We start from the raw sequence: 23,534 nt of genomic DNA, 5'->3' as shown, positions 1-23,534 counted from the left end.
CAGGTCATGCCATTACTTGACGCGGATGTCGTTTTTCACCGACTTCACGCCCTTGACGCCACGGGTAATTTCGCCCGCTTTGGCGGCATCTGCTGGCTGGGCAACGAAGCCGCTCAGCTGAACCACACCCTTGAAGGTTTCAACGTTGATTTCCGTCGATTTCAGGGTAGGCTCATTGAAGATGCTGGCTTTCACTTTGGTGGTGATGGCCGCGTCGTCGATGTACTCGCCCGTGCCTTCTTTGGTTGGAGTCGAAGCGCAACCTGCAACAGCGAACAGGGAAGCGACGAAAAGGCCAGTAGCGATAGATTTAGTAAATTTCATGGTTTTTCCTTAGGAGTGGTCAATCAATGTGCTCACAATGAGCTTCTTATACCAGTGTGGTGACTGCGCGCCAAATGGCGTTCAGTAGCCAAACTGGGTTTTTGCAGCCTTGATACAGTCATCCTTGGCTGCGCCGGCTAATGCATCGCATTTTTCTGTAGCGACCTTGTACTCGGCTTTTCTTTTTGCTTCACGCGCATCGCTGCGCGCTTCGATGACTTTCTTGTCCGCCTTGGCGTCGGCCAGGGCCGCCACCTTGGTGGACTTGGCCAGCTTGACGCAGACATCCTTGTCGTTGCCCGTCAGCGCATTGCAGCGGGCCAGGTCGACGTCGTAATTGGCATCGGCAATCTTGATGCGCGCCTTGGTGTAGGCACGCAGGGTATTCGTATATTGGGCCTGCGCCACTGCTTCATCGTAAGTGCGCACGGCCTTCGCTTCGGCGATGCAGACATCCTTAGGGTTGCCCGTGATTTTTTCGCATTCCGCATGTGCAAGCTTGTAATTCAGGCCAGCCTGTTCATTGGCCGCCTTGTAGGCTGCTTTCGCTTCCGGCGTGGCGGCCACTGCCTGGCCGCCCCAGGCGGCGCACGCCAGGCTGACAACGATGGCGGTGAAAAGCTTATTTTTATTCATGTATTTCTCCCTGGTGGTGACAAGCATGTCTGCTTGGCATGACTACCGTTTTACGTGGATCGTCGCCTCTCTTCTGTACGCTGCCGTACACAAGTAATTTATTTTAGAACTTGGAGGCAGACTGGGATAAATAACAACGTTTTGGTGAATCGCACGGGGGAAAAAATATCATTTCGACACGAAATAAGTGCGTGCGGCAGCGTACAGACCGGGGACAGGGGCATGACTAAGATGGCACTACACCCTCACCTCGTCAGGAGAATAAAATGAAAACCAATGCCACCTTGGCTGCACTGATGCTCGCTGCCACCGCCGTACTGAGCGGTTGCGCCACCGGCCCTTCCCAGTCACAACAATATTATCCGGCCAACCAGCCTGAGTCCGCCATGTATGGCACCGTCGATTCCATCCAGATCGTGCAGGGTGGCGGTCAAACCAGTGGCGCCGGCGCCGTGGTCGGCGGCATTGCCGGCGCCCTGCTGGGCAATACCATAGGCTCGGGCGGTGGACGCACGGCCGCCACCGTCGCGGGCGCCGTTGCCGGCGGCGTGGTCGGCAACCAGGTGGAAGGCCGCAGGCAGCAAGCGCAGGCCTACCAGATCAGCGTGCGCCTCGACAACGGCGAATACCGCACCGTGGTGCAGGACAATGCGAATGACTTGCGCCCAGGCAACCGCGTGCGCGTCGTTGATGGCCGCGTCTACCGCTATTAATTCTCGGCGGAGCTTGCCAGCAGGCGTCCGCCATCCCGCATACATCGTACGATAACAAGGAGTTGCCATGGGCACCATCATTCTGATCATCTTGATCCTGGCCCTGGTCGGCGTCCTGCCTACCTGGCCGCATAGCCGCAACTGGGGTTACGGCCCCAGCGGCATCGCCGGCCTGGTCGTCGTGATACTGATCCTGCTATTACTGACAGGCAGGTTGTAAAAAAAGGCGCTGCGGCGCCTTTCTTATTTTGAGGAGGAAAGATCATGACTACCCACAACACCCTATTGAGCGTCCTGTTCGCCTGTAGCCTGGCCCCACTGGCGCTGGCCCAGACAGCCATGCCACAGCCGGGCGACCCGCAACGCTGGTACCAGGAAGACAGCACGGTGCAAGCCCAGCTGCGCACCTTGCGCAAGGAGATTGCCGCCGCCCTGGCCGAGGCAAAAAAAGCCTGCCGTCTGGAACCGTCTGCCACGCAGGCCACTTGCCTGAAGGATGCGCAAGACACTTACCGGCAAGACATGGCGAACGCGGAAAAACTGCGCGTAGCGGCCCATCCGCAGTGATGAACACGTTATTGCGACGTCTGACAAAACCGTCGCCAGCGGAAGGGAGAGGTGGCCAGGAAGCGCCACCGCACGAAGGTACGGTGCGCATCGCAGGCCGCCTATACCGACACGCAGCAGGTTTTGACAGGCGTCACTAAACGGCGTCGCGTTCGTACGGGGGCAACTCGTGCACCACGAGTGGGGTGTCTTGCGTGACAAAAGCGAGCCAGCCGGCCGCCTTGATCGCGCGCAAGCCATCCTGGTAGCCCTGCTCCCAGCGCCACTCGATGGAGCCCCTGGAGAAATTGATGTCCTTGGCCGCCATATGCCAGTCGCGCCCCGCATATGGCAGGCGCACGATGTGCATGGTGCTGTCGCAGCCCAGCGCTACCAGTTCTTCCGTCTGCTGGCGGTTGTGCGCCGTATCAGGCAGCTTGGCGTACAGTTCGCGCAATTTGCGCTGCAAGGTGTGCGTACTGACATAATCGGCGATATGCCGCTTCGACCGCGAAGCGAAGGTCACATCTTTTTGCCGCGTCTGCACTTCATCCAGTGTGGTCGGTTCCGGGCCTTCCGAACTCCACAGGTCGACCATGAAGACCAGGGTGTCGACGTGGGGCGTGTCGTCGAGCACGGTTTCCAGCGGCGTATTCGAGTACAGGCCGCCATCCCAGTACAGGTCGCCATCGACGCGCACGCCGGCAAAGCCAGGCGGCAAAGCGCCACTGGCGCGGATATGCTCCGCCGTCAGCGGCTGTTGCAGGCTGTCGAAACTGGTGAGGCTGCCGCATTTGACGCGCAGGGCATTGACCGTCAGGCGCATGCCGCCCGGCTGGTTCAGGTAATCGAAATCGACCAGTTCATCGAGGGTGCTGGCCAGTTCGCTGGTGTCATAAAAACTCGCTTCTTCCGGCTTGACGGCGATTCCTGCGGAAAACAGGCTGAAGGCGCGCGGCTTGAAGAAGCCGGGCACGCCGCGCAGCACCGTATCGAGCGTGGCCAGCCAGATGTTCGAGCGGCGCTGCTGGTCTGAAACGAGGTTCATGTCGATGCTGTCGCGGTGCGCCACGCGCTGCCAGAACTGTTTCAAGCGCACCAGCCTGTCCTCGTGCTTGTTGCCGGCCAAAATGGCGGCATTGATGGCGCCGATCGAAGTGCCCACCACCCAGTCGGGCGCCAAGCCATGTTCGTGCAGCGCGTGGTAGACGCCGGCCTGGTAGGCGCCCAGTGCGCCGCCGCCCTGCAGCACCAGCACGATGCGCAGGCGCGAGGGATTTAACTGATTGATCGGTGTCTTCGTATGCGTCATCAAGATGGTCCCTCTGTTTGCCGCGGGGAATGCGGCGTGAATCATTGTAAGGGATTGTCCCCGCGCTTGCGTCCGCGCTTGCATCGGCATGTGGTGGACCTTGTGTACGGGCAAAAAAAAAACGCCGTCGATGACGGCGTTCCAGGCAGTTCCAGCGTCAGCGCTTGCGGCGCAGCCAGCTGGCGGCAACGGCGGCCACGGCCACAAGGACCAGGGCCGGCTTGACCAGCTTCTTGCGTCCGATAAACGATAGCGCCGTCAGCACGTAGGGCATGGCGCCTTGCAAGCGCATGCCACCCGGCGCCAGCAAGGATTCGACGCGGTGGCCGGCAAAGCCGACGGCCGTCTCGACCACGCCCTGCAGCAGCGATTCGGGACGCAATGCATAACCCACGTTGGCGCGCGCATGCACGATGCCCACGCGGTACATTTCGCCCTGGGCGATCAGCAGGCGCTTGCGGGCGGCTTGCGCCGCCAGTTTGTCGTGTTCCGACATGAATTCTCCTCGTAAGGCAGGCTGGACATGGCGAGACCCGCCGGCACAGGTCCGGCTGGTTCCCGCCAGCAGCTTACATCAGCATGTCGCGGTCGGCCTTCAATTCCGCCATGGTGGCGGGCATGGACAACTTTCCTTGACGCAGCATGGCGCGCGCATACGTGACCAGCGCGATGGCCAGCAGTACGAACACGACCGTCATGATCGCCAGGATCTTCCAGCCCAGGCTATCCCAGGCCAGGAAAACGATCAGCACGCTGCCGTAAGCGATGGCAAACAAGCCCGCCACCGTCGCCAGCGCGAAAATGACCACCAGCTGCAGCATGTGATTGCGCACTTCCGACAGTTCGATGGTGGCCAGTTCCAGCCGCGACAACATCAGTCCGACGGCGTTCTTGGCCAGGCCGGCGACCGAGCCGATCAATCCCGGCCCCTGGTGAGACGAAGCAGACTTGTCCATATCGCTCCTGACAGTGGATTACTTGCGGCCCAGGATGAAGCCGACCAGCACGCCGACGCCAGCGGCGACGGCCACCGTGCGCCATGGGTTTTCCTTGACATAACCGTCAGCCTGGGAGGCGAGCTGCTTGGTCGCAACGATGGCCGATGCTTGCGCCTCATGCGCCTTGGCCAGCGCGGCGTCCAGGGTTTTCATACCCTTGACGCGCACTTCATCGGCTTTTTCGCCGGTCAGGGCGGCAGCGGCGCTGAACAGGGCTTGCGCATCCTTGACCAGGGTTTTGACATCGTTATTGACGGTGGTGATATTGTTTTCCAACATGGTTTAGCTCCTTAGCTGTGGATGAATGTAGTTACTATACCTACTTTACTCAAAAACACTATTCCATTAGATCGCGCATATCATCGGCGTGCTCTTCCTCGACAGCCATGATTTTGATCAACAAATGGCGTGTGGTCGGGTCTTTGTCGCCAATTTTCACGATCATCTGGCGATACGACTCGATTGCTACCCGTTCCGCGATCAAATTGGCACGCACCATGCTCTGCACGTCTTCGGAGTCATCATACTCGGCATGACTACGCGCAAGCAATGTTGCAGGATTAAAATCTGGTTTGCCATTCAATTGGACGATGCGTTCGGCCAGCCAATCGGCATGTTCCTGCTCCTGCTGCGCATGCTCGAGGAACTCGGCCTTGATACTGCCATTGTCGCGCCCGCTCACAGTGTAGTAATGGCGTTTATAGCGCGCAATGCACACCAGTTCGGTGGCCAGCGCCCCATTCAACAGGGTGATCAACTCCTCACGGTCGGCTTGGTAGCCGGCCGTCACGGCGCCGTCGTCCAGGTTTTTGGCGGCAGCTCGGATGGCGGCCGTATCGATGCCAGCTGGAATCTCAACAGATGTTGGTGTCATGATGTTTCCTTTCAAGTCTTGCATGGGTATCCACCGGCCGACCTGCGGCCGGTGCTGCCTGGGTACTGCCGCACTCGGCGGCGACCCAATACTATCGGCGGGCGGGAATCGCCGTGTTATCTTCCGACAGAACGATTTCCACCCGGCGATTCAGCTGGCGATTCGCCGCGCTGTCATTGCCGGCGGCCGGATAGGCGGCGCCGTAGCCTTTCGTGGCGATGCGGTCGCGGCTGATGCCTTGCTCCAGCAGCGCATTGCGCACGGATTCGGCGCGGCGCTGCGACAATTCCAGATTGTGCGCGGAACCGCCTGTGCTATCCGTAAAGCCTTCGATCAGCACGGTGCGCTGCGGGTTGTTTTTCAGCACGTCGGCCAGCTTGCGCGCCGTATTCGCGCCATCGGCCGTCAGGTTCGCCTTGTCCGTGCCAAACAGCACGTCGCCCAGGGTGATCACCATGCCGCGTTCGGTTTTCTTGGCGGCCAGGTCGGCCAGCTGCACTTCCAGCGCGGCGGCGCGGGCGGTGGCGTCACGCGCCGACGCTTCGGCCGATTGCGCCTGGGCCTTGGCTGCTTCCGCATCGGCTTGCGCCGCCTGGGCGCGGGCCGTGGCCTGGTCAGCCTGCTGCGTGCGCGCATCAAGGCGCAATTGGTCACGCTGCTTGCCGGCGTTGGCGATATCCGCCTCAGCTGCCTTCTGCTTGGCGACTTCTTGCGCCGTGGCTATCTTTTGCTTGGCCAGGTAGGCCAGCTTGTCGACTTTTTCGCTATCTTCCTGGCGCGTGGCAGCCGCGTTCGCCGCTTCCAGCGCAGCGCTCGCTTCGCGGAACTCACGTGGCGCATAGGTCGACACGATAGGGTTCGATTGCGCCGCCATGTAGTCGCCACGCGTCTGGTCGAGCAGGCTGGTGGTGGTCGGTGCGGAGCTGCAGGCGGCAACAAAAGCGGCCATGGCCAACAGGCCGGGAAGTGTGGTGTAAGTAGTTTTTTTCATGATGGGGTCCTGGTTATTGTTATTGGTTATTGATTAATTATTGTTTTGGGGCTTGCTGGTTGGCACGATCGAGCTCTTCGCGCATGACGCGGATGTTCTCGTTGATTTCATCGGCGGCGCTGGTGGCCTTGGCCGAGTTGGCCTTGCTTTGCGCCAGCTTGGCATCGGCTTGCGCCTGGTCGGCCAGGTCACGTGCCGTCTTGTAGTCGCGGTCTTTCAAGGCTTGGTTGGCCATGCGCATTTTTTCGCGGGCCGAACGCATTTCATCGGGAGCCAGTTCGGCGGCGCCGGCGCTGGCAGCGTTATCGACGGCGGCGCGCGACACGGCGACGTCGGCCGTGGCAGGCGTTTTCATGCTGGAACAGCCCGTCATCAGGACGACGGCTGTGGCACATGCGGCGAAAGCGGCCAGCGGGGAAATCTTGAAATCTCGGTTTGTCATTTTTCTTCTCCTGGAGAATGTTAAGCGTGAGGGGTGATGTCAGTGCATCTGGAATCAGGAACTGCGTTTGATGTATGACGTTATAGGCTCCGGCTCACCGCATATCCGTTCGGTGCCGCACATAGAGTAAGAAATCGACAATACTTGCATGGGCAACGTGCGCCAGCGCACGCCTGCGACAGCAAAACCTGAAACGGGCCCGGTTTTTAAGCGATTCCTGTAGCATCGTGCTTCTGTTCAGAAAGAAACACTTCTTACCCCACACCCTATGCCACGTTCTATCTCTCTCTCGCGCCGCCAGAAAATCGCCCTCGCCAGCGCCGCCGTGCTGGTCGCCCTGCCCGTCACGGCCGCCGTCGTCCTGCTCAATATGGACTGGAACCGCGCCAAGCCCTGGCTCAATGCGCGCGCCAGCGAAGCGCTGGGCCGGCCCTTCGCCATCGCGGGCGACCTGTCGCTGACGTGGCAGCAGCCACCCGCCGCGGGGCAACAAAGCTGGCGTACCTACCTGCCGTGGCCGCACTTGCAGGCGCAAGACGTACGCCTGGGCAACCCGAGTACCATGGCAGCGGCGGATGAGCAGGCGCCACTGGCCAGCGTGAGCCAGCTGGCGTTTACGCTCAATCCCCTGGCCCTGCTGGACAAGAAAATCATCATCCCGCAATTGCGCTTCGACACGCCGCAGGTGCGCCTGCTGCGCAACAAAGATGGCAAAAACAACTGGACCTTCGACAAGCAGGAGCAGCCATCGCCGTGGCAGCTGGAACTGCAAAGCGTGGTCTTCAGCAAGGGCACTGTGACGCTGGACGATGCAGTCACGCACACGGCGATGCGCGCCGATGTCGACACCATCGCGGACGATGCGCGCTACGGCATCGCCTGGAAGCTGGCCGGCAAATACCGTGGCGAAAACATCCAGGGCGGCGGCAAGGCGGGCGGCGTGCTGTCGCTGCAGCAGCAAGGCACACCCTTCCCCATCCAGGCCGACATGCGCGCGAGCGGCAGCAGCGTGGCCATCGAAGGCACGCTGACGCGCCCGGCAGACCTTGCCGCGCTCGACGTGCGCCTGAAAATATCCGGGCCCAGCATGGCGCGCCTGTATCCATTGACGGGCGTGTTGCTGCCGGAAACGCCGCACTTCAGCACGGAAGGCCATTTGACCGGCACCCTGGCGCCCCGCGGCGGCGAATGGGTCTACGACAAGTTCAGCGGCAAGGTGGGGTCGAGCGACATTAGCGGCAAGCTGGCGTTTTCGGCCAACACGCCGCGCAAGCGCCTGACGGGCGAAGTGCACTCGCGCCTGCTGCAGTTTTCCGACCTTGGCCCGCTGGTAGGTGCCGATTCCAGCGCCAGCAAGAAGGAGCGGGGCGTGCCGTCGACGCAGCCGGCTGGCCGCGTGCTGCCGGTAGAAACGTTCAAGACGGAACGCTGGACCAGCCTGGACGCCGACGTGCGCTACACGGCCGATAAAATCACGCGCGATGCCGAGTTGCCGATCAGCAAGCTCGACACGCATGTGGTGCTGACGGATGGAGTGCTGTCCTTGACGCCGCTCAACTTCAATGTGGCGGGCGGCACGCTGAGCTCGCAGATCAAGCTGGACGGCAGCGGCAAGGTCATTGCCAACGGCATCGCGGCCGAGCTCAAGGCCAGTGCCCGCCATCTGCACATCCAGCAACTGTTTCCCCGCCTGCCGGCGCTGCAAGCGAGCATGGGTGAAATCAATGGCGATGCTTCGCTGTCGGCCACGGGCAATTCCGTCGCCAGCCTGCTGGGCAGTTCGAATGGCGAAGTGCGGGCGCTGATCAACCGGGGCAGCATCAGCAAGCTGCTACTGGAAGAAATGGGATTGAATATCGGCAGTATTGTGCTGACCAAGCTGGTGGGCGACAAGCAGGTCAAGCTGAACTGCATGGCCGCCGATTTCGTCGTCACCAAGGGCATGATGCGCACGCGCCAGTTCATCGTCGACACGGACGATGCCCTGCTGCATGTCGATGGCACGGTGAACCTGGCCAATGAGCAGCTGGACCTGACTCTGCAGCCGGACAGCAAGGGCTTGCGCGTCTTTTCGCTACGTTCGCCCCTGTATGTGCAGGGAACTTTCAGCAAGCCCGACGTGAGCGTCGACAAGGGTGTGCTGGCCCTGCGCGCCGGCGGCGCCCTGGCGCTGGCCGTGGTGGCGCCCGTGGCCGCCCTGCTGCCCTTGGTCAATACCGGTCCCGGCGAGGACAGTGAATGTGCAAGCCTGCTGGCCCAGGCGCGCGTCAAGCCGGTGGCGCCAAAACCAGGCAGGACAGCGGGCAAAAGCCGCTGAACGGTACGACAACCGGGGGCATTTACAATTGTTACACCCCTATGTGCGTTGCCGAACAGACCCTGCCTTGTCACAATCCTATTCTGTGATCGTGCCTGAACACGTGGCGATACGAAATTCCACCGGCCACTACCAAGCCGGCGCCACGAGGTCCGAATTCATAGGAGAACTATCATGCAAATCATTAAAAAAATCGCCGCTACCACTTCCGTTGCAGCTCTGCTGCTGAGCTTGACCGCTTGCGCCAACATGTCGGGCCAGGATAAAAACACGGCCATCGGCGCCGGTGTCGGCGCCGTTGCCGGTTCCGTGCTGACGGGCGGCAGCGCCGTCGGCGCAGTCGGCGGCGCCGCCGTCGGCGGCGTGATCGGTAACCAGGTCAAGCCGAAGTAATTGCTGATCAAGAAAGCGGGGTGGGTGCCCAGGCGCCCGCCCCGCTTTTTTGCGTCTGCGGCACGAGGATGAGGAAAATCAGACGAAGACGTTGGCCATGCCGATGGCGCCGCTATCCTTGACCAGCGCGTAGCAACGGCAGGAGACGGCTTCCAGGCCGGCCGAATCGAGGATTTCGATATTGCCGCGGCTGTAGGTAATCAGTTTTTGCTGTTGCAGCGCGCTGGCCGCCTTGGTCACGCCAACCCGCCTCACGCCCAGGGTATGGGCAAGGAATTCATGCGTCAGGTGAAATTTTTCCGACTGCAGGCGGTCGCGCGTGATCAGCAGCGAACGGGCCAGACGCGCCTCAAGTACGTGAAAGCGGCTGCACACGGCAATCTGGATGGCTTGCGCCAGCAAGGTGTCCGTGTAGCGATACAGCAGGCGCTGCAGGGAATCGAGCTGGGCGAACTCGGCGCAGAACTCGGCCCGGCCGATGCGACTGGCCCTGCCGGAACGTTGCACCACGGCACGCACCTGCGCCAAGTCATGGCCCAGCGCGACGGAAGCGCCCAGCACGCCTTCGCGGCCGACGGAACCCACTTCCAGGGTCATCCGGCCTTCCGCCACGGCCAGCAGCGAGATCAGGCAGTCGCTGGGGAAATAGATGTGGCCAATAGGCTGGCCCGGTTCGTAGAGCACCTCGCCCACCTCGACCGTGACCGTATCGAACAGCGCCGTCAGGTGCCGCAAGTCGGGCTCGGGCAGGCTGGCCAGCAAACGGTTGCCAGCGTCAAGCGTGCCCGCAGGCGTGCCCAGGCCGGATCGGCCTGTGTCGCGGGACAGGGTCATGCTGACGTTCCTTGGTGGCATTGCTTTTCCCTGGTGTCGTTACAACTCGACATAATTTTTACTTAGCCTACGGTGCAGTACCGTCCCTGTATGTACGGTGACGCACGGAAGCGGGGCACGCAGCACAGCACACTGGCTGCATGCACGGATAACACGCACTACCCATTTCATTATTTAAAAAAACCAAGGAGCTCTCCATGACCACCACCACCAAATCCCTCCATCCGCTGGTGCTTGCCGCCGCCGTCGCCGTCCTGCTGTTTTGCGGCGTGGGCACGGCGGCCCTGATGGGCTGGCTGCCCTCTTCGCAGCGCGATGCCCAGCCACTGGCGGCCAGCACTTCGGCAGAACAGCTGGCCAGCCTGCAGGCGAACCAGCCACAAACGAACCTGCAGCCTGCAGGCGCGCAAGCGCTGGCTGCCCTGCCGCCGCCGCAACAGCGGGAACCCGTGCGCCAGCCGCAGCCCCAACAGCAACCACAGCAGCAATATGCGGCAGCCCCGGCGCCGCAGGTGTGCGGCAATTGCGGCGTGATCGAGGCCATCCATGAAGTCAATACGCGCGCCGAAGGCAGCGGCGTGGGTGCGGCCGGCGGCGCCGTCGTTGGCGGCTTGCTGGGCAACCAGGTGGGCGGCGGCCATGGCAAGCAGCTGGCCACCGTACTGGGCGCTGTTGGCGGCGCCGTGGCTGGCAACCAGATCGAAGGCAGCGTGCGCGCCACGCGCAGCTACAACATCGTCGTGCGCCTCGACAACGGCAAGACGCGCACCGTACACCAGAGCGCCGCGCCGAACTGGCGCCAGGGCGACCGCGTGCGCGTCGTCAATGGCGGCCTGCGCGCCATCGGCTAAGCGGTCGGCGGCCAGCGCGCCGCCCGACAATGTGGCACATTACACACACGCCAGGCCTGTCCGGGCGTTTTCTTTTTGGCCATGTTCGTTGGCGTACAGATGAGCTTGCCGTCCCGCGAGATGATGCACTCAGGAAAGCTCAACGGATATCTTCAAGGAGATGCGATGAAAAACGACAAGACAGGCGCCAACCGGATCTGGCTCGGCTTTATCGGTGGCGGCATCCTGGCCACCGCGCTGGGCTTCTGCGCCTTGGACCTGGCGCAATTGCAAGCAAGCGCGCCCGTGTTCGGCGTCATGCTGCTGCTGACGGGCGGCATGGTCAGTTGCCTGGCGGGCGCCGTCGGCATGGCCGGCATGTTGGCCTGGATACCGGGCATGGCAGACGAACACGCCGACCGGCCCCAATAGTTGATCCTTGTGTACGACAGCGTACAGAACACAAGGGAAACAAAGTAGACACTAAGTCATGGCATCAGCGTTCAGCGACCCAGTCGCCGCGCAATGACAAAAAGCCGATGACAGCGCCAGACGCCAGCGCCTCACAAGGCCAAGGCAGTCGCCGTCATCCACACATTACTCTCGGAGGACATATCATGCTGTATACAATCGCCGTCGTACTCATTATTCTTTGGCTGCTGGGCCTGGTAACTTCCTACACCATCGGTGGCTTCATCCACATTCTGCTGGTGGTGGCGGTCATCATGATCCTGTTGCGCCTGATCAGCGGGCGCGGCTTATAGCCCAGGCCGTTAGCGCGGGGTGACAGGGCGGCGCACGTGCAAACGGGCGCCGCCTTTTTGTCGCCTTTTATGTACAGTGTGCACACGCTGGCAAGCCGCGGCATTTTGCAGTAACGTGTGCAGGTAATTCCTGGGTATGTCCCAATAACAACACAAGGAGAAAATCCATGAAAGAAACATTCAAAAAAGGCCCTGGCGCCAAATCCCTGATCGGCATGCTGGTTATCGCACTGGCCGCTAGCGGCTGCGCGGATATGTCCGCCACACAACGTGGCACGGCCACGGGCGCAGGCGTGGGCGCAGGCCTGGGCGCCTTGATCGGCGGCACCACCGGTGGCGGCAGCGGCGGCCGCACGGCTGGCGGCGCCCTGATCGGCGCGGCAGCGGGCGCCGTCATCGGCAATATCTGGTCGAACCGCATGGAAAACCAGAAGCGCGCGATGGAACAAGCGACACAGGGTACTGGTGTGCAAGTGTCGCAGACGGCCGATAACCGCTTGAAAATGGAAATTCCAAGCGACATTTCCTTCGACACCAACCGCGCCGACATCAAGGGCAACTTCCGCCCCATTCTCGACCGTTTTGCCGCCACCCTGAACGAAAACCAGAACACCACGGTCAGTATCATCGGCCATACGGACAGCACGGGCAGCGCTTCCATCAACGAACCGCTGTCGGTGGAACGCGCGGCTCACACGCGCGACTACCTGTCCATGCGCGGCGTCTCGCCGACCCGCGTCGTCACGGAAGGCCGCGGCGCCCGCGAGCCTATCGCCTCGAACGCCGATGCCTCGGGACGCGCACGCAACCGCCGCGTGGAAATCTACGTAGCCGAAATGGCACCACGCTAAGCTGACACGCATCAATAAAAAAACCCGCCGGCAAGGTCATTGCCGGCGGGTTTTTTGTCTGTAAAACAGCTTATTTCGACGTCGTTGCCTTCGCGCCGCTCTCACCCTCTTTCGCCACCTTGGCAAAATCGCCGGCCGTCACGATCGAGATGGCCGATGGCTTCAGGTACTCGCGCAAGCCCTGGTTCACTTGCGCCAGGGTCAATGCTGCCACTTTCGCTTCCAGGTCCTTGTCGTAAGCCATGGTACGGTCTTGCGCCAGGTATTCGGCCAGACCACGCGCCAGGCCACTGTCTTGCGTGCGGCCCACTTCTTCCGATTGCAGCCAGCCTTTCTTCGCCTCGACCAATTCCTCTTGCGTAAAGCCGTCAGCCAGCACCTTGGCGATTTCCTCGCGCAGGGCCGCTTCCACCTTGACCGTGTTTTGCGGCGCGCTGATGGCATACGCCATCCAGAAGCCGGCCGGCTCGCGCGATGGCACGGTCACTTGCGAGCCGACGCCGTACGACAGGCCTTCCTTCTGGCGGATGCGGTCCGCCAGGCGGCTGCGCAAGGCGCCGCCACCGAGCATGTGATTGGCGATCAGCAAGGCCGGATAGCTGGCGGCGTCATCCTTGAGGGGAATCGGCTGGATGGCGAACAGCACGCTATTGGCCTTGTCCGGCGTTTCCAGCGTGACTTTCTCGCCACTGACGGGCTTGACGGCGTCAGGAATGCGCACATACGGCTGCTTCGCCTTCCAGCTGCCGTACAGGCTGGCCACTTGCGCCTTCAGCGCGGCAGGGTCGAAGTCTCCCACGGCGGTAAAGGTGGCGTTCGACGCGCCATAGTAGGCGCCATGGAAGGCTTGCACATCGGCTACCTTGATGGCTTTCCATTGCGCCAGTTCTTCTGGCAAGGTGCCGATATGGCGCACATGACCTGGCGGCGTGGCATCGAGCAGGCGGCGGAAGGCGTTCACGGCCTGCGGTTGCGGTTCAGGCAATTCCTGCTCGGCGCGGCCGACGCGTTCGCGCTGCAATTCCAGGAATTCCGTTTCGTTCAGGGCCGGCTTTTGCAGCACTTGCGCCAGCAGGTCCATGGCGGCCGGCAAGTTCTCGCGCTTGCCCGTCAGCATTGCCGTGACGCCCTCGGCGCCGCCCGAGATGGCCACTTGCGTGCCCAGCTGGTCGAATTTGTCCTTCACTTCCTGGCGCGACAGTTTATCCGTGCCGCGCGACAGCAGATTAGCCGTGTAACTGCCCACTGCCCCCTTGCCGCGCAAGCTCTCTTCGCTGCCGATCTGCAATTTCAGCACGACGCTGACGGTGCTGCCCTTGGTTTTCTTCGGCAGCAAGGCGCCCTTCAAACCGTTCGGCAAAGTGAAGCGCGTAGTGCGCGCTTCGATATTGTCCGGGCTGGGATCGAACGCTTCGCCTTGCGCCACCACGGCGCGGCCCGTATAGCCGGCCAGTTGCGGCGCCACGTCGGCGTAGGCCGGCACGACAGTGCGGTCCGGCGCATCGGTAGGAATGAAGCGGCCCAGGGTGCGATTCGAGCTCTTCAGGTATTTCTCGGCCGCCGCCTGCACCTGCGCCGTCGTCAATTTGTCGAGCTGGTCGCGCTGCAGGAAGAACAGACGCCAGTCGCCGGCCGCCAGGGACTCCGTCAGGGCAATCGTCAGGCGCGCCGTGTTCGAGGTGGCCAGTTCGATCTGCTTGTTCAATTGCTGCTTGACGCGCGCCACTTCCGCATCCGTGACCGGCTGCGATTTCAGCTCTTCCAGCACCTTCAACATGGCCGCTTGCGCTGCATCAAGGTTGCCTTCGAGTGGCACCAGCGCGCCAAACAGGTTGTAACCGGGCTCCAGGTTGCTCACCGAGTTGTATTCGATCTTGCTGGCCAGCTTGGTTTCCACCAGCGCCTTGTGCAAACGGCCGGCAGGAGCATCCGTCAGCACGTGGCCCAGCACCTCGATGGCGACGGCATCGGGGTTGCCGGACGGCGCCACGTGATAGCCGGCGCCGACGAATTGCGTGCCGCCACTGCGGCGCACCGTCACGGCGCGCTCGCCATCTTGCACCGGTTCGGCCGTGTAGGTCGGCTCGATCACGCGCGTCGGTTTTGGAATCTTGCCGAACAGCTCATTGATCTGCTTCAAGACCTTGGCTTCATCGAAACGGCCCGCCACCATCAGCACGGCATTATCCGGCTGGTAGTACTTATGATAAAAGGCGCGCAAGCGGGGAATGTTCACCTGCTCGATGTCGGAACGGGCGCCGATGGTCGACTTGCCGTAATTGTGCCAATCATAGGCAATGGCCTGGATGCGTTCGCTCGTCACGCCGATCGGATCGCTCTCGCCCATCTCGAACTCGTTGCGCACGACCGTCATTTCACCCTTCTGCGTCTTCGGATTCCACAGATCGTTCTGGTCGATGGCCGCGTTGACCATGCGGTCCGCTTCCATGGCCAGCATCTGGCGCAGGTTGTCGTCGTTGGCGGGGAAGGTGGCGTAGTAATTGGTGCGGTCGTACCAGGTGGTGCCGTTGAACTGCGCGCCCGTCGAGTTCAGGATCTCGACGGGGGTTTTCGTGCCCTTCTTGATGCCGAAGTTGGCGCTGGGCTTGAACAGCAAGTGCTCGAGCAAGTGGGCCATCCCCGTTTCGCCATAGTTTTCATGGCGCGAGCCGACCAGGTAGACGATGTTGGTGGTCAAGGTAGGCTTGCTGGCGTCGGGGAACAGCAGCACGCGCAAGCCATTGGCCAGACGGTATTCGGTGATGCCTTCGACGGAGGTGACTTTGACGGCGGCGCTGCGGTTGGGTGCAGCCTTGCCGGTTTTCTGGGTAGGTGCGGTTTCCACCGGGGTGGCTGCCAGGATGAAGGAAGGCGAAAGGATGCCGGCGGCAAGCAGGAGAGCGGTAATTGGTTTCAAGTCGGAGTCCTATTAACACTACGATATAAAAGTGCGAAAGATGCACAAACGAAAGATGCGTAAGCACAATGCGATACAAACGCAAGAATTGCCACAGGTCCGCGCTGCGTCTTCGCCGCCCAGGGAAATGATTGCCCTCCCAATTTACGGCATACTTATCAGTTACGCAAGTCCTGTCATGGAGCTGTTATCTGCCCGTGTTATACTCCTCAGTTCCAGAACTATCTGCCTGTATATGAGACGAGCTCTCGTCCTGCTCTGCCTTTTTGTTTTCATCGCCTTACCCCAGGCGTTCGCCAGCATGGCTTACGCCAGCCCTTCCCCATTCCAGCATGCAATCGCGGCCGGCACTACTGCCACGCCTGCCTTCGTCGCGGATTGCCTTGACCCCGGCGCCCATGCGGGCCAGCCCGGCGACAACTGCGACGCCGAAGAATGCGACAACGACCCCATCACGCTGTACCCGCCCTCGCGCCAGGGGGCGCCGTTTTGCGCCATCATTTGGCAAACGGGACCGGGCGCACTTGCCGAAGCGGACGCGCGGCAGGCCACCCGGCCGCCGCGTGTCCGCCACTGACACCGCAGCACGCATCGCATTCAGGCCCGGGGCAATCCGCCGCCGGGCACGCTTTATATTGATTGACTTTACAAGGTTACACACATGGAATGGTTATTTGACCCGACAATCTGGGTCGGCCTGCTGACGCTGGTCGTACTGGAAATCGTACTGGGTATCGACAACCTGATCTTCATCGCCATCCTGGCCGAAAAGCTGCCGCCGCACCAGCGCGACAAGGCGCGCGTGCTGGGCCTGACCCTGGCCCTCGTCATGCGCCTGGGCCTGCTCTCGCTGATTTCCTGGCTGGTGACACTGACGACGCCACTGTTTTCCCTATGGACATTCTCGTTCTCCGGACGCGACCTGATCCTGCTCATCGGCGGTCTGTTTTTGCTGTTCAAGGCCACCACCGAGTTGCATGAGCGCCTCGAAGGCGTCACCCATGCCCAGACGGGCCCGAAAGTGTACGCCGGCTTCGGCCTGGTGGTGGCGCAGATCGTCGTGCTCGACGCCGTCTTCTCGCTCGACGCCGTCATCACGGCCGTCGGCATGGTGGACAACCTGTACGTGATGATGGCGGCCGTCGTCATTTCCATCGTCGTCATGATGCTCGCCTCGAAGGTGCTGACACGCTTCGTCAACGCCCACCCTACCGTCGTGGTGTTGTGCCTGAGCTTCTTGCTGATGATCGGCCTCTCCTTGGTGGCCGAAGGCCTGGGCTTCCATATTCCGAAGGGATACTTGTACGCCGCTATCGGCTTCTCGATCGTCATCGAGTTCTTCAATCAGCTTGCCCGCCGCAACTTCCTCAAACTGCAGTCGAACGCGCCGTTGCGCGACCGCACGGCGCAAGCCGTCCTGAGCCTGCTGGGCGGACGCAAGGGCCGCGAAGCCGTCGAAGAGCATGAAGTCAAGGAAATACCCGACGTCTCCGCCTTTGGCGTGGAAGAGCGCAACATGGTCAGCGGCGTGCTGACCCTGGCCGAACGCTCGATCCGCTCCGTGATGACGCCGCGCGGCGACGTCTCGTGGGTCAACCTGAACGACAGCAGCGCGAAGATGCTGCAACTGCTGCGCGAAACGCCGCACAGCATGATTCCTGTCTGCAATGATGACCTGGACAATGTGATCGGCATCGCGCGCAGCAAGGACCTGATCGAGGATCTGGTCTCGCATGGCAAGATCGACCCGGCCAGCATGCGCGAAGCCGTCGTCGTGCCAGAAGCGGCCGGCGTACTGAAAGCCATGGAAACCCTGAAGCGCTCGCGCGGGCAGCTGGTGCTGGTGGTCGACGAGTTCGGCACCGTGCAAGGCGTGCTCACGCCCATCGACATCCTGGAAGCCATCGCCGGCGAATTCCCCGACGAGGACGAGCTACCCGACGTGGAAGTGCTGGGGCCCGGCCACTGGCGCATCGACGGCGCCACCGACCTGCATTACCTGGAGCAAGTCTTCGAGACGGAATCGCTGGTCAGCGACGACGGCGAGTACAACTCGCTGGCCGGCTTCCTGCTGGCGCACTTTGAAAACATGCCGGCCGTGGGCGAGGTGCTGGAGCTCGATGATTTGCGCTATGAAATCGTCGAAGCCGACGAGCGCCGCATCGCCTGCGTGGACGTGCGCCGCATCGAGCCCGATCACAGTTTGTAACACAATGGCAAGCGTGCACCGCTTGCCATGCCGTATGCTGGAGTCTGCCTTTTTTGGAGATGCCAACATGAACCACTCCCTGCTACGCCTGAGTTTGCTGGCCTGCGCCGCCATCGGCGCCCAGGCCGGCGCCCAGGCCGCCTCGCCATCCACCGCCATCAAGCCGGGCCTGTGGCAAGTCGACAGCAAGATGGCATCGCCCGATGCCGCCACCGACAACGCCATGTCCATGGTGCTGCAGCAGCTGGGCAACCTTCCTCCCGATCAACGCAAGCAGCTCGAAAGCATGGCCGCCAGCCGCGGCATGGCCATGCCCACCGTAGGCGCCGACGGCGCCGTGCGCGTGACGGCGTGCGTGACGCCGGAAATGGCTGCGCGCAAGCAGATTCCCACGGGCCAGCCCGGCGATTGCAAGTCGAAGAATACCGACATCGCGGGCGGCATGAATATATCGTTCACCTGCGCGAACCCGAAATCGAGCGGCGAAGGCCAGGTGCGCTTCAGTGGCGACCAGGCTTTCAGCATGCAGCTGGCGGTGACGACCAGCGCGCGCGGCACGCCGGAACAGGTGAACGTGACGAGCAACGGCAAGTGGCTGGGCGCCAGTTGCCCTGCCCCAGCTACGACGGCAGCTCAAAAGCCGTGACGGAAGCCTATATTAAAAGCGGCGTCGCCACGTCCCGCGTCGCTGGCATTGCCCACCGTGTAGCGGGCGCCGTTCTTGTTGTGGATCTTCGCGTAGGACGCGTAGAAATCGCTGCGCTTTGACAGGGAATACGTGAGGCCGACGGCCACCTGGCTGGCGTCGCGGTTGGCCAGGTCGCGGTCATCCTTGCGCACCCATGACGCCAGCAGCTTGAAGCCGCCCACGGGCACGGACACGCCCAGCAAGGTGTCGCGGCTGTCCGAGGACGACATCGACAGGGCCAGCGAGCTGTACGCATTGCTGGGGTCCCAAGGCGAACTGCCATAGCCCTTGTTCACGCCCACGGCGACAAAGGCGGTGGCCACTTTCAGGTCGATATTCGCCGCGATCAGGGTGTTGCGCGACGACATGTCGATGGCGGGCAAGGTACCGGAAGCGAGGATGAAGTTGTTCTTGCGCTGGTGCGACACGCTGACATTCACGGCGCCGGCCGAATAGCCCAGGGTGGCGCCATACGCGCGGTTGTTGGCGCTGCTGTACGGCGACTCGCCAAAACTGTAGATGGCGCTGGCGGAGACGCCGCGCAAGGCGGGCGTCACATATTTGACCGTATTGTCGTAACGTTTCACACTGTAGCCGGCCAGGTTGCTGGCGCTGCCGGCCATGCCGCCCTTGAACGGGTCGGCCACGTCGGTCAGGGTCAGGTATTGCAGGTTGTACTGGCGCCCCAGGGTCAGCGCGCCCAGGCGGCTGTCCAGGCCCACATAGGCCTGGCGGCCGAACAGACGGCCGTCTTCCGACTGGCCCGTGTCGTTCTGCACGCCCGCTTCCAGGGTAAATACGGCGGACACGTCATTGCCTAGCGCTTCGCGGCCCTGCAGCCCAAGGCGCGAGCCGGACGCAGCGCCGCCGGACACCTTGGTGCCGGCGCAATTGGCTGCACAGCCCCGTTCGGCCACGACACCCGCGTCAAGCACGCCATACACGGCAACGTTACTGGATGCGGCACTGCCCGCGCCATCGGCAGCCTGGGCCGGTGCGCCCAGCGCAAATGGCCCCATCCCTATCACAGCAAGCGCAAAATACGAGGTCTTCATGATAAATATCTCGGTCACGTGAGTTGAAACTTTCCGGTATTGATCAGGACATGCGCTGTGTGTCTGATCTTAGTGTTACCTTATCCTCGCTTTTTGTCTAGCCATCAGTGCGTTGTACAACAGAAAACTTCAGCTTAGCCCCGGGAAAAGAGTCGCGCACTGACCACACGCAAGTTTGACCATGATTGGGATACTTACGGCAAAATGGCGTTAAAAGCAGGCCCTGCCGCAAAGCAATGTTCGGTGGCGAACGTTGCGCGATTTGACGCAGGCGGTACACTACTGGTTTTACCGACAGCGGCTCGCCCGTTTTTTCTGCATGCTAGCTATCCTCGAACGCATTGACCCCAACTCCAGCAATATCGACTTGCTGGTGGAATTATTCAACTCACTGCGTCCCAAGCGCCCCCACGACAGCGCTACCGCGATCGCCAACGTGCGCACCCTGCGCCAGCTTCTCAAAGGTAACCCCGCGCAAGCGCGCGCCCTGCACGAATACGTGCTGCGCGTGCTGGCCGCGCGTCGTCACGCCAGCCTGTACACGGACATCGGCGTGCTGTCGAACAGCGGTTTTTTCACGGAATTGAAACGCCGCATCGCCTACCGCATGCTGCCGCCCGCCTTGGGCGACGAGTACCTGAACGACGCGCTCGACCAGGTGCTGTACCTGAAGACCGATTATTTGTGGATCAGCAACGTGCCCGCTACGGATTGGCTGGAACTGTTCGACGTGCTCACCAGCGACGATATCGAACTGGCCGTCGGCGATGGCAATATCATGCTGCCGGGCATGCTGGACGCCATCCGCACCCTGTCCTACCGCGTCTGCGCCATGGGCCTGGAACCGGAACTGACGCGTTTCCACAATGAAATCGAAGTGTTCCAGTCGCCGTTCATGGTGCAGAACACGGAAGTGAACGCCTACCTGGACGCCTACACGAATTTACTGCACGGCAATATCGAGCACATCGAGGATGCGCGCCATTTGCTGGTGATGCTGGACCAGTGCGACGCCGTCATCGCCAAGATCCGCAAGAAGGCCCTGTACCAGGGCACCAGCATTCCCCTCACGTATTTATTGGTGGCGCTGGCGCAAAGCATCGACCGCCTGCGCAAGCTGCTGTTCCTGGTCGACACGAGCGGCGAGCTGCCCGCATCCAGCAACGTGGACATCGCCGCCATCACGGTGGACGCCACGCAGGACTTGCTGCACCCGCAGCCTGTCAGCCGCCGCCGCGCAGGCGCCGTCGGACTGGCGCTGGAACTGATACGCGCGCATAACCACAAGTACAAGGTCAGCGACCTGTTTTCCGACAATATCAACTTGCTGGCACGCAATGTGACGGAAAACGCCAGCCGCACGGGCGAGCACTACATCGCGGAAAGCCGGCGCGAAATGGGCGCCATGTTCCTGTCCTCGGCGGGCGCGGGCATCATCATCGGCTTCATGGCCCTGTTCAAGATATTGATGTCGTATTTGCGCTCGGCGCCACTGGTCGAAGCGTTCATGTTCAGCATGAATTACTCGATCGGCTTCATGTTCATCCACTTGCTGCACTTTACGGTGGCTACCAAGCAGCCGGCCATGACGGCCTCGCGCATCGCCGCCGGCCTGCACAGCAAGGATGGGCGAAATATCGACCTCGACAGCATGGCGGAACTGATCAACAAGGTCTTCCGCACGCAAAACATGGCCGTGCTGGGCAACCTTGCCACGGCTATCCCCACGGCCTGGCTGATCGCGCTCGGCTACAAGGCAATCACGGGCCACCACCTGGTGTCGCCGGAAAAAGCCATGCATCTGCTGCACGATATCGACCCTATCGGCAGCCCCGCCATCTTTTACGCCATGATCGCCGGCGTGTGCCTGTTCGTGGCAGGCCTGATTTCGGGCTACTATGACAACCAGGCGCTGTACACGCGCTGGGCGCAGCGCATCGCGCAATTGCGCGGCCTGGGCCGCGTGATCGGCCAGGATCGTTTGCAACGGCTGGGCTTGTACCTGGAAAACAACTTGGGCGGCCTGATGGGTAATTTTTATTTCGGTATCCTGCTGGGATCCATCGGCACCCTGGGCTTTTTGATCGGCTTGCCGATCGATATCCGCCACATCACTTTCTCGGCCGCCAACTTTGCGACCGCGCTGGTGGGACTCGACCACAACATGAGCTGGCAGCTGGCCGTCAAGTCGCTGTCGGGCATCTTCGCCATCGGCACGGCCAACCTGCTGGTCAGTTTCGGTCTGGCCCTGTGGGTGGCACTGCGTTCGCGCCAGGTGCGTTTCAAGCACGGCATGCAATTGTTGAAGATTCTGGGCAAGCGCTTCCTGCGCTCGCCCATCGTCTTCTTCTTCGGCTCGAAAAACCCGCCACCACTGGCACTGGCCGATGATTCGGCAAACCTGTCACCCACGACCAAGGCTCAAAAATGACCGCCAGGCGCATGCAACCCTGTCTCACCGCCCTACTGCTGTGCTGGACCCTGGCTGCATGCGCCTCGCTGCCCAATGTCAAGAACCTCAATACCACCCTGGAACCCGTAGCCAAGCCCAATGTGATCACGGGCAAGGGCGCCTTGCTGAACGTCAACAGCCGCGCCGCCCTGCTCAACAAGCGCTGGGCCAAGTCCGGCATGGACTTGAAGGCCCAGGCCGCACTGGAAGAGGCGGCCACGGGCGTGCCTTTGATCAAGGGCAATAAGGTGACCCTGCTGTTTGACGGCCCGCAAACCATGGCCGCCATGTTCCAGGCCATCAGCGAAGCGAAGAACAGCATCAACCTGGAAACGTATATTTTCGACCAGGACCCGCTGGGCCTGAAATTTGCCGACATGCTGATCGAAAAGCAGCAATCGGGCGTGACGGTCAACGTCATCTACGACAGCGTGGGCACCCTGGGCGTGCCGCAAGCCTTCTTTGACCGCATGCGCGCGGCCGGCGTGCACCTGGTGGCGTTCAACCCCGTCAATCCCGCCAAGCTCAAGGGCGACGACTGGAAGATCAACAACCGCGATCACCGCAAGGTGCTGATCGTCGACGGCAAGATGGCATTTACGGGCGGCATCAATATCAGCGATACCTATGCCAAGAGCTCGCTGTTCCGCTCGAAATCGAAACCCACCGACAAGAAGGACGTGGGCTGGCGCGATACGCACGTGAAAGTGGAAGGCCCGGCCGTGGCCGCCTTCCAGTGGCTGTTCATCCGCACCTGGGCCCAGCAAGACCAGGCCGACTTGCCGGACGCCAATTATTTCCCCGTGCTGTCCGAAGTGGGCGACAAGCTGGTGCGCGTGGTGGCCAGCGAGCCGGACGGCGGCTTTGAAATCTACAAGGCGTATATTTTAGCCATCCAGGAAGCAAAAAAGTCCATCCACATCACCTCCGCCTATTTCGTGCCCGACCAGCAGACAGTCGACGCGCTGGTCGCAGCCGCCAAGCGGGGCGTGGATGTCACCGTGGTGCTGCCCGGCGTGTCCGACAGCGGCCTGGTATTTCATGCGGGACACGCGCTGTACGACCAGTTGCTGGCTGGCGGCATCCGCATTTTTCATTTGAAACTGGCCGTGCTGCACGCCAAGACGGCCGTCATCGACGGCGCCTGGTCGACCGTGGGCTCGACCAACATCGACATGCGCAGCTTCCTGCATAACAGCGAACTGAACGTGATCGTACTGGGAGACAGCTTCGGCCGCGAAATGGAGAATGCCTTCCAGGAAGACTTGCGCGACTCGGAAGAAATCACCAAAGCGAAATGGGAAACGCGACCCATCTCGGACCGCATGAAGGAGTGGGCGGCGCGTTTCATGAATTACTGGCTGTAAGGCACAGAAGTGTGCCCCGGC

The 23,534-nt window shown here is 61.6% G+C and carries 26 protein-coding genes; 14 read left to right on the top strand and 12 right to left on the bottom strand.

Going from position 1 to position 23,534, the window contains the following annotated elements; translation table 11 throughout:
• Positions 1-12: 12 nt before the first annotated feature.
• Positions 13-324, bottom strand: coding sequence for a BON domain-containing protein (locus CLU92_RS01070; RefSeq protein WP_034786324.1), 312 nt, complete (start codon positions 322-324; stop codon positions 13-15).
• An 81-nt stretch (positions 325-405) separates the two neighbouring features.
• Positions 406-960, bottom strand: coding sequence for a hypothetical protein (locus CLU92_RS01065; RefSeq protein WP_046682431.1), 555 nt, complete (start codon positions 958-960; stop codon positions 406-408).
• 266 nt (positions 961-1,226) lie between these two features.
• On the opposite strand from CLU92_RS01065, the gene CLU92_RS01060 reads away from it, so the two are divergent.
• The 3 genes from CLU92_RS01060 to CLU92_RS01050 all read left to right on the top strand — a co-directional run bounded on the left by CLU92_RS01060 (position 1,227) and on the right by CLU92_RS01050 (position 2,240).
• Positions 1,227-1,673, top strand: a complete 447-nt coding sequence (locus CLU92_RS01060; protein WP_070278587.1) for a glycine zipper 2TM domain-containing protein — start codon at positions 1,227-1,229, stop codon at positions 1,671-1,673.
• 67 nt (positions 1,674-1,740) lie between these two features.
• Positions 1,741-1,893, top strand: coding sequence for a DUF3309 family protein (locus CLU92_RS01055; protein WP_010396415.1), 153 nt, complete (start codon positions 1,741-1,743; stop codon positions 1,891-1,893).
• Between the two features lie 44 nt (positions 1,894-1,937).
• The gene (locus CLU92_RS01050) at positions 1,938-2,240 is read left to right on the top strand and encodes a hypothetical protein (RefSeq protein ID WP_133992782.1); all 303 of its coding nucleotides are present in this window, start codon (positions 1,938-1,940) and stop codon (positions 2,238-2,240) included.
• A gap of 136 nt (positions 2,241-2,376) precedes the next feature.
• Here the strand turns inward: CLU92_RS01050 and CLU92_RS01045 are convergent, their stop codons facing one another.
• From CLU92_RS01045 to CLU92_RS01015, 7 genes are all read right to left on the bottom strand, one after another.
• Complete coding sequence (locus CLU92_RS01045; RefSeq protein WP_101480361.1) at positions 2,377-3,531, bottom strand: patatin-like phospholipase family protein; 1,155 nt, start codon at positions 3,529-3,531, stop codon at positions 2,377-2,379.
• A gap of 157 nt (positions 3,532-3,688) precedes the next feature.
• Positions 3,689-4,027, bottom strand: a complete 339-nt coding sequence (locus tag CLU92_RS01040) for a hypothetical protein (protein ID WP_100429292.1) — start codon at positions 4,025-4,027, stop codon at positions 3,689-3,691.
• Between the two features lie 73 nt (positions 4,028-4,100).
• A complete protein-coding gene (locus tag CLU92_RS01035) occupies positions 4,101-4,487 on the bottom strand; it encodes a phage holin family protein (protein ID WP_101480360.1) in 387 nt (128 codons plus the stop codon).
• An 18-nt stretch (positions 4,488-4,505) separates the two neighbouring features.
• A complete protein-coding gene (locus CLU92_RS01030; protein WP_034786336.1) occupies positions 4,506-4,808 on the bottom strand; it encodes a YqjD family protein in 303 nt (100 codons plus the stop codon).
• Between the two features lie 58 nt (positions 4,809-4,866).
• A complete protein-coding gene (locus CLU92_RS01025; protein WP_373917172.1) occupies positions 4,867-5,427 on the bottom strand; it encodes a bacterioferritin in 561 nt (186 codons plus the stop codon).
• Between the two features lie 67 nt (positions 5,428-5,494).
• Positions 5,495-6,394, bottom strand: coding sequence for an OmpA family protein (locus tag CLU92_RS01020; RefSeq protein WP_101480359.1), 900 nt, complete (start codon positions 6,392-6,394; stop codon positions 5,495-5,497).
• Between the two features lie 37 nt (positions 6,395-6,431).
• Positions 6,432-6,836: a DUF4398 domain-containing protein gene (locus CLU92_RS01015; protein WP_101480358.1), complete on the bottom strand. Its 405-nt coding sequence runs from the start codon at positions 6,834-6,836 to the stop codon at positions 6,432-6,434.
• A gap of 268 nt (positions 6,837-7,104) precedes the next feature.
• Here CLU92_RS01015 and CLU92_RS01010 point away from each other — a divergent pair, with 268 nt between their 5' ends.
• Together CLU92_RS01010 and CLU92_RS01005 are read left to right on the top strand one after the other, a co-directional pair.
• Positions 7,105-9,153, top strand: a complete 2,049-nt coding sequence (locus CLU92_RS01010; RefSeq protein ID WP_101480357.1) for an AsmA family protein — start codon at positions 7,105-7,107, stop codon at positions 9,151-9,153.
• A gap of 174 nt (positions 9,154-9,327) precedes the next feature.
• Entirely contained in the window at positions 9,328-9,546 is a 219-nt protein-coding gene (locus tag CLU92_RS01005; RefSeq protein WP_034758955.1) for a glycine zipper 2TM domain-containing protein, read from the top strand.
• A gap of 78 nt (positions 9,547-9,624) precedes the next feature.
• On the opposite strand, the gene CLU92_RS01000 is transcribed toward CLU92_RS01005, so the two are convergent.
• A complete protein-coding gene (locus tag CLU92_RS01000) occupies positions 9,625-10,380 on the bottom strand; it encodes a Crp/Fnr family transcriptional regulator (RefSeq protein ID WP_243858201.1) in 756 nt (251 codons plus the stop codon).
• Positions 10,381-10,577: 197 nt separating this feature from the next.
• Here CLU92_RS01000 and CLU92_RS00995 point away from each other — a divergent pair, with 197 nt between their 5' ends.
• From CLU92_RS00995 to CLU92_RS00985, 4 genes are all read left to right on the top strand, one after another.
• Positions 10,578-11,231 carry a glycine zipper 2TM domain-containing protein gene (locus tag CLU92_RS00995; RefSeq protein ID WP_101480355.1) on the top strand — a complete coding sequence of 218 codons (654 nt, stop codon included), beginning with the start codon at positions 10,578-10,580 and terminating at the stop codon, positions 11,229-11,231.
• A 165-nt stretch (positions 11,232-11,396) separates the two neighbouring features.
• Positions 11,397-11,642, top strand: a complete 246-nt coding sequence (locus CLU92_RS00990; protein WP_101480354.1) for a hypothetical protein — start codon at positions 11,397-11,399, stop codon at positions 11,640-11,642.
• Between the two features lie 185 nt (positions 11,643-11,827).
• Positions 11,828-11,974, top strand: coding sequence for a lmo0937 family membrane protein (locus CLU92_RS27305; RefSeq protein ID WP_121670992.1), 147 nt, complete (start codon positions 11,828-11,830; stop codon positions 11,972-11,974).
• Positions 11,975-12,189: 215 nt separating this feature from the next.
• A complete protein-coding gene (locus tag CLU92_RS00985; protein ID WP_101484433.1) occupies positions 12,190-12,825 on the top strand; it encodes an OmpA family protein in 636 nt (211 codons plus the stop codon).
• Positions 12,826-12,895: 70 nt separating this feature from the next.
• Here CLU92_RS00985 and CLU92_RS00980 read toward each other — a convergent pair whose 3' ends face one another.
• Entirely contained in the window at positions 12,896-15,742 is a 2,847-nt protein-coding gene (locus CLU92_RS00980) for a pitrilysin family protein (protein ID WP_101480353.1), read from the bottom strand.
• A 301-nt stretch (positions 15,743-16,043) separates the two neighbouring features.
• Between CLU92_RS00980 and CLU92_RS27300 the strand changes: the two genes are divergently transcribed.
• The 3 genes from CLU92_RS27300 (at position 16,044) to CLU92_RS00965 (ending at position 18,597) form a co-directional block, all read left to right on the top strand.
• Positions 16,044-16,319 carry a hypothetical protein gene (locus CLU92_RS27300; RefSeq protein ID WP_143452507.1) on the top strand — a complete coding sequence of 92 codons (276 nt, stop codon included), beginning with the start codon at positions 16,044-16,046 and terminating at the stop codon, positions 16,317-16,319.
• 84 nt (positions 16,320-16,403) lie between these two features.
• The gene (locus CLU92_RS00970; RefSeq protein ID WP_101480351.1) at positions 16,404-17,951 is read left to right on the top strand and encodes a TerC family protein; all 1,548 of its coding nucleotides are present in this window, start codon (positions 16,404-16,406) and stop codon (positions 17,949-17,951) included.
• A 67-nt stretch (positions 17,952-18,018) separates the two neighbouring features.
• Entirely contained in the window at positions 18,019-18,597 is a 579-nt protein-coding gene (locus CLU92_RS00965) for a DUF3617 domain-containing protein (protein WP_101484432.1), read from the top strand.
• On the opposite strand, the gene CLU92_RS00960 is transcribed toward CLU92_RS00965, so the two are convergent.
• Positions 18,585-19,694 carry a porin gene (locus CLU92_RS00960; RefSeq protein WP_101480350.1) on the bottom strand — a complete coding sequence of 370 codons (1,110 nt, stop codon included), beginning with the start codon at positions 19,692-19,694 and terminating at the stop codon, positions 18,585-18,587. The genes CLU92_RS00965 and CLU92_RS00960 overlap by 13 nt on opposite strands.
• 319 nt (positions 19,695-20,013) lie before the next feature.
• On the opposite strand from CLU92_RS00960, the gene CLU92_RS00955 reads away from it, so the two are divergent.
• Positions 20,014-22,125 carry a site-specific recombinase gene (locus tag CLU92_RS00955; RefSeq protein WP_101484431.1) on the top strand — a complete coding sequence of 704 codons (2,112 nt, stop codon included), beginning with the start codon at positions 20,014-20,016 and terminating at the stop codon, positions 22,123-22,125.
• An 11-nt stretch (positions 22,126-22,136) separates the two neighbouring features.
• On the top strand, positions 22,137-23,513 hold the full coding sequence (gene cls, locus CLU92_RS00950) for a cardiolipin synthase (RefSeq protein ID WP_373917165.1): 1,377 nt from the start codon (positions 22,137-22,139) through the stop codon (positions 23,511-23,513).
• Positions 23,514-23,534: the final 21 nt, after the last annotated feature.

Source organism: Janthinobacterium sp. 61, assembly GCF_002846335.1.
Taxonomy (GTDB): Bacteria; Pseudomonadota; Gammaproteobacteria; order Burkholderiales; family Burkholderiaceae_D; genus Janthinobacterium.
This window is presented reverse-complemented; position numbering and strand designations above follow the sequence as displayed.

Coding starts and splice junctions, on each gene's coding strand:
- CLU92_RS01070 (WP_034786324.1), bottom strand. CDS start 324: ATGAAATTTACTAAATCTATCGCTACTGGCCTTTTCGTCGCTTCCCTG.
- CLU92_RS01065 (WP_046682431.1), bottom strand. CDS start 960: ATGAATAAAAATAAGCTTTTCACCGCCATCGTTGTCAGCCTGGCGTGC.
- CLU92_RS01060 (WP_070278587.1), top strand. CDS start 1,227: ATGAAAACCAATGCCACCTTGGCTGCACTGATGCTCGCTGCCACCGCC.
- CLU92_RS01055 (WP_010396415.1), top strand. CDS start 1,741: ATGGGCACCATCATTCTGATCATCTTGATCCTGGCCCTGGTCGGCGTC.
- CLU92_RS01050 (WP_133992782.1), top strand. CDS start 1,938: ATGACTACCCACAACACCCTATTGAGCGTCCTGTTCGCCTGTAGCCTG.
- CLU92_RS01045 (WP_101480361.1), bottom strand. CDS start 3,531: ATGACGCATACGAAGACACCGATCAATCAGTTAAATCCCTCGCGCCTG.
- CLU92_RS01040 (WP_100429292.1), bottom strand. CDS start 4,027: ATGTCGGAACACGACAAACTGGCGGCGCAAGCCGCCCGCAAGCGCCTG.
- CLU92_RS01035 (WP_101480360.1), bottom strand. CDS start 4,487: ATGGACAAGTCTGCTTCGTCTCACCAGGGGCCGGGATTGATCGGCTCG.
- CLU92_RS01030 (WP_034786336.1), bottom strand. CDS start 4,808: ATGTTGGAAAACAATATCACCACCGTCAATAACGATGTCAAAACCCTG.
- CLU92_RS01025 (WP_373917172.1), bottom strand. CDS start 5,427: ATGCAAGACTTGAAAGGAAACATCATGACACCAACATCTGTTGAGATT.
- CLU92_RS01020 (WP_101480359.1), bottom strand. CDS start 6,394: ATGAAAAAAACTACTTACACCACACTTCCCGGCCTGTTGGCCATGGCC.
- CLU92_RS01015 (WP_101480358.1), bottom strand. CDS start 6,836: ATGACAAACCGAGATTTCAAGATTTCCCCGCTGGCCGCTTTCGCCGCA.
- CLU92_RS01010 (WP_101480357.1), top strand. CDS start 7,105: ATGCCACGTTCTATCTCTCTCTCGCGCCGCCAGAAAATCGCCCTCGCC.
- CLU92_RS01005 (WP_034758955.1), top strand. CDS start 9,328: ATGCAAATCATTAAAAAAATCGCCGCTACCACTTCCGTTGCAGCTCTG.
- CLU92_RS01000 (WP_243858201.1), bottom strand. CDS start 10,380: ATGACCCTGTCCCGCGACACAGGCCGATCCGGCCTGGGCACGCCTGCG.
- CLU92_RS00995 (WP_101480355.1), top strand. CDS start 10,578: ATGACCACCACCACCAAATCCCTCCATCCGCTGGTGCTTGCCGCCGCC.
- CLU92_RS00990 (WP_101480354.1), top strand. CDS start 11,397: ATGAAAAACGACAAGACAGGCGCCAACCGGATCTGGCTCGGCTTTATC.
- CLU92_RS27305 (WP_121670992.1), top strand. CDS start 11,828: ATGCTGTATACAATCGCCGTCGTACTCATTATTCTTTGGCTGCTGGGC.
- CLU92_RS00985 (WP_101484433.1), top strand. CDS start 12,190: ATGCTGGTTATCGCACTGGCCGCTAGCGGCTGCGCGGATATGTCCGCC.
- CLU92_RS27300 (WP_143452507.1), top strand. CDS start 16,044: ATGGCTTACGCCAGCCCTTCCCCATTCCAGCATGCAATCGCGGCCGGC.
- CLU92_RS00970 (WP_101480351.1), top strand. CDS start 16,404: ATGGAATGGTTATTTGACCCGACAATCTGGGTCGGCCTGCTGACGCTG.
- CLU92_RS00965 (WP_101484432.1), top strand. CDS start 18,019: ATGAACCACTCCCTGCTACGCCTGAGTTTGCTGGCCTGCGCCGCCATC.
- CLU92_RS00960 (WP_101480350.1), bottom strand. CDS start 19,694: ATGAAGACCTCGTATTTTGCGCTTGCTGTGATAGGGATGGGGCCATTT.
- CLU92_RS00955 (WP_101484431.1), top strand. CDS start 20,014: ATGCTAGCTATCCTCGAACGCATTGACCCCAACTCCAGCAATATCGAC.
- cls (WP_373917165.1), top strand. CDS start 22,137: ATGCAACCCTGTCTCACCGCCCTACTGCTGTGCTGGACCCTGGCTGCA.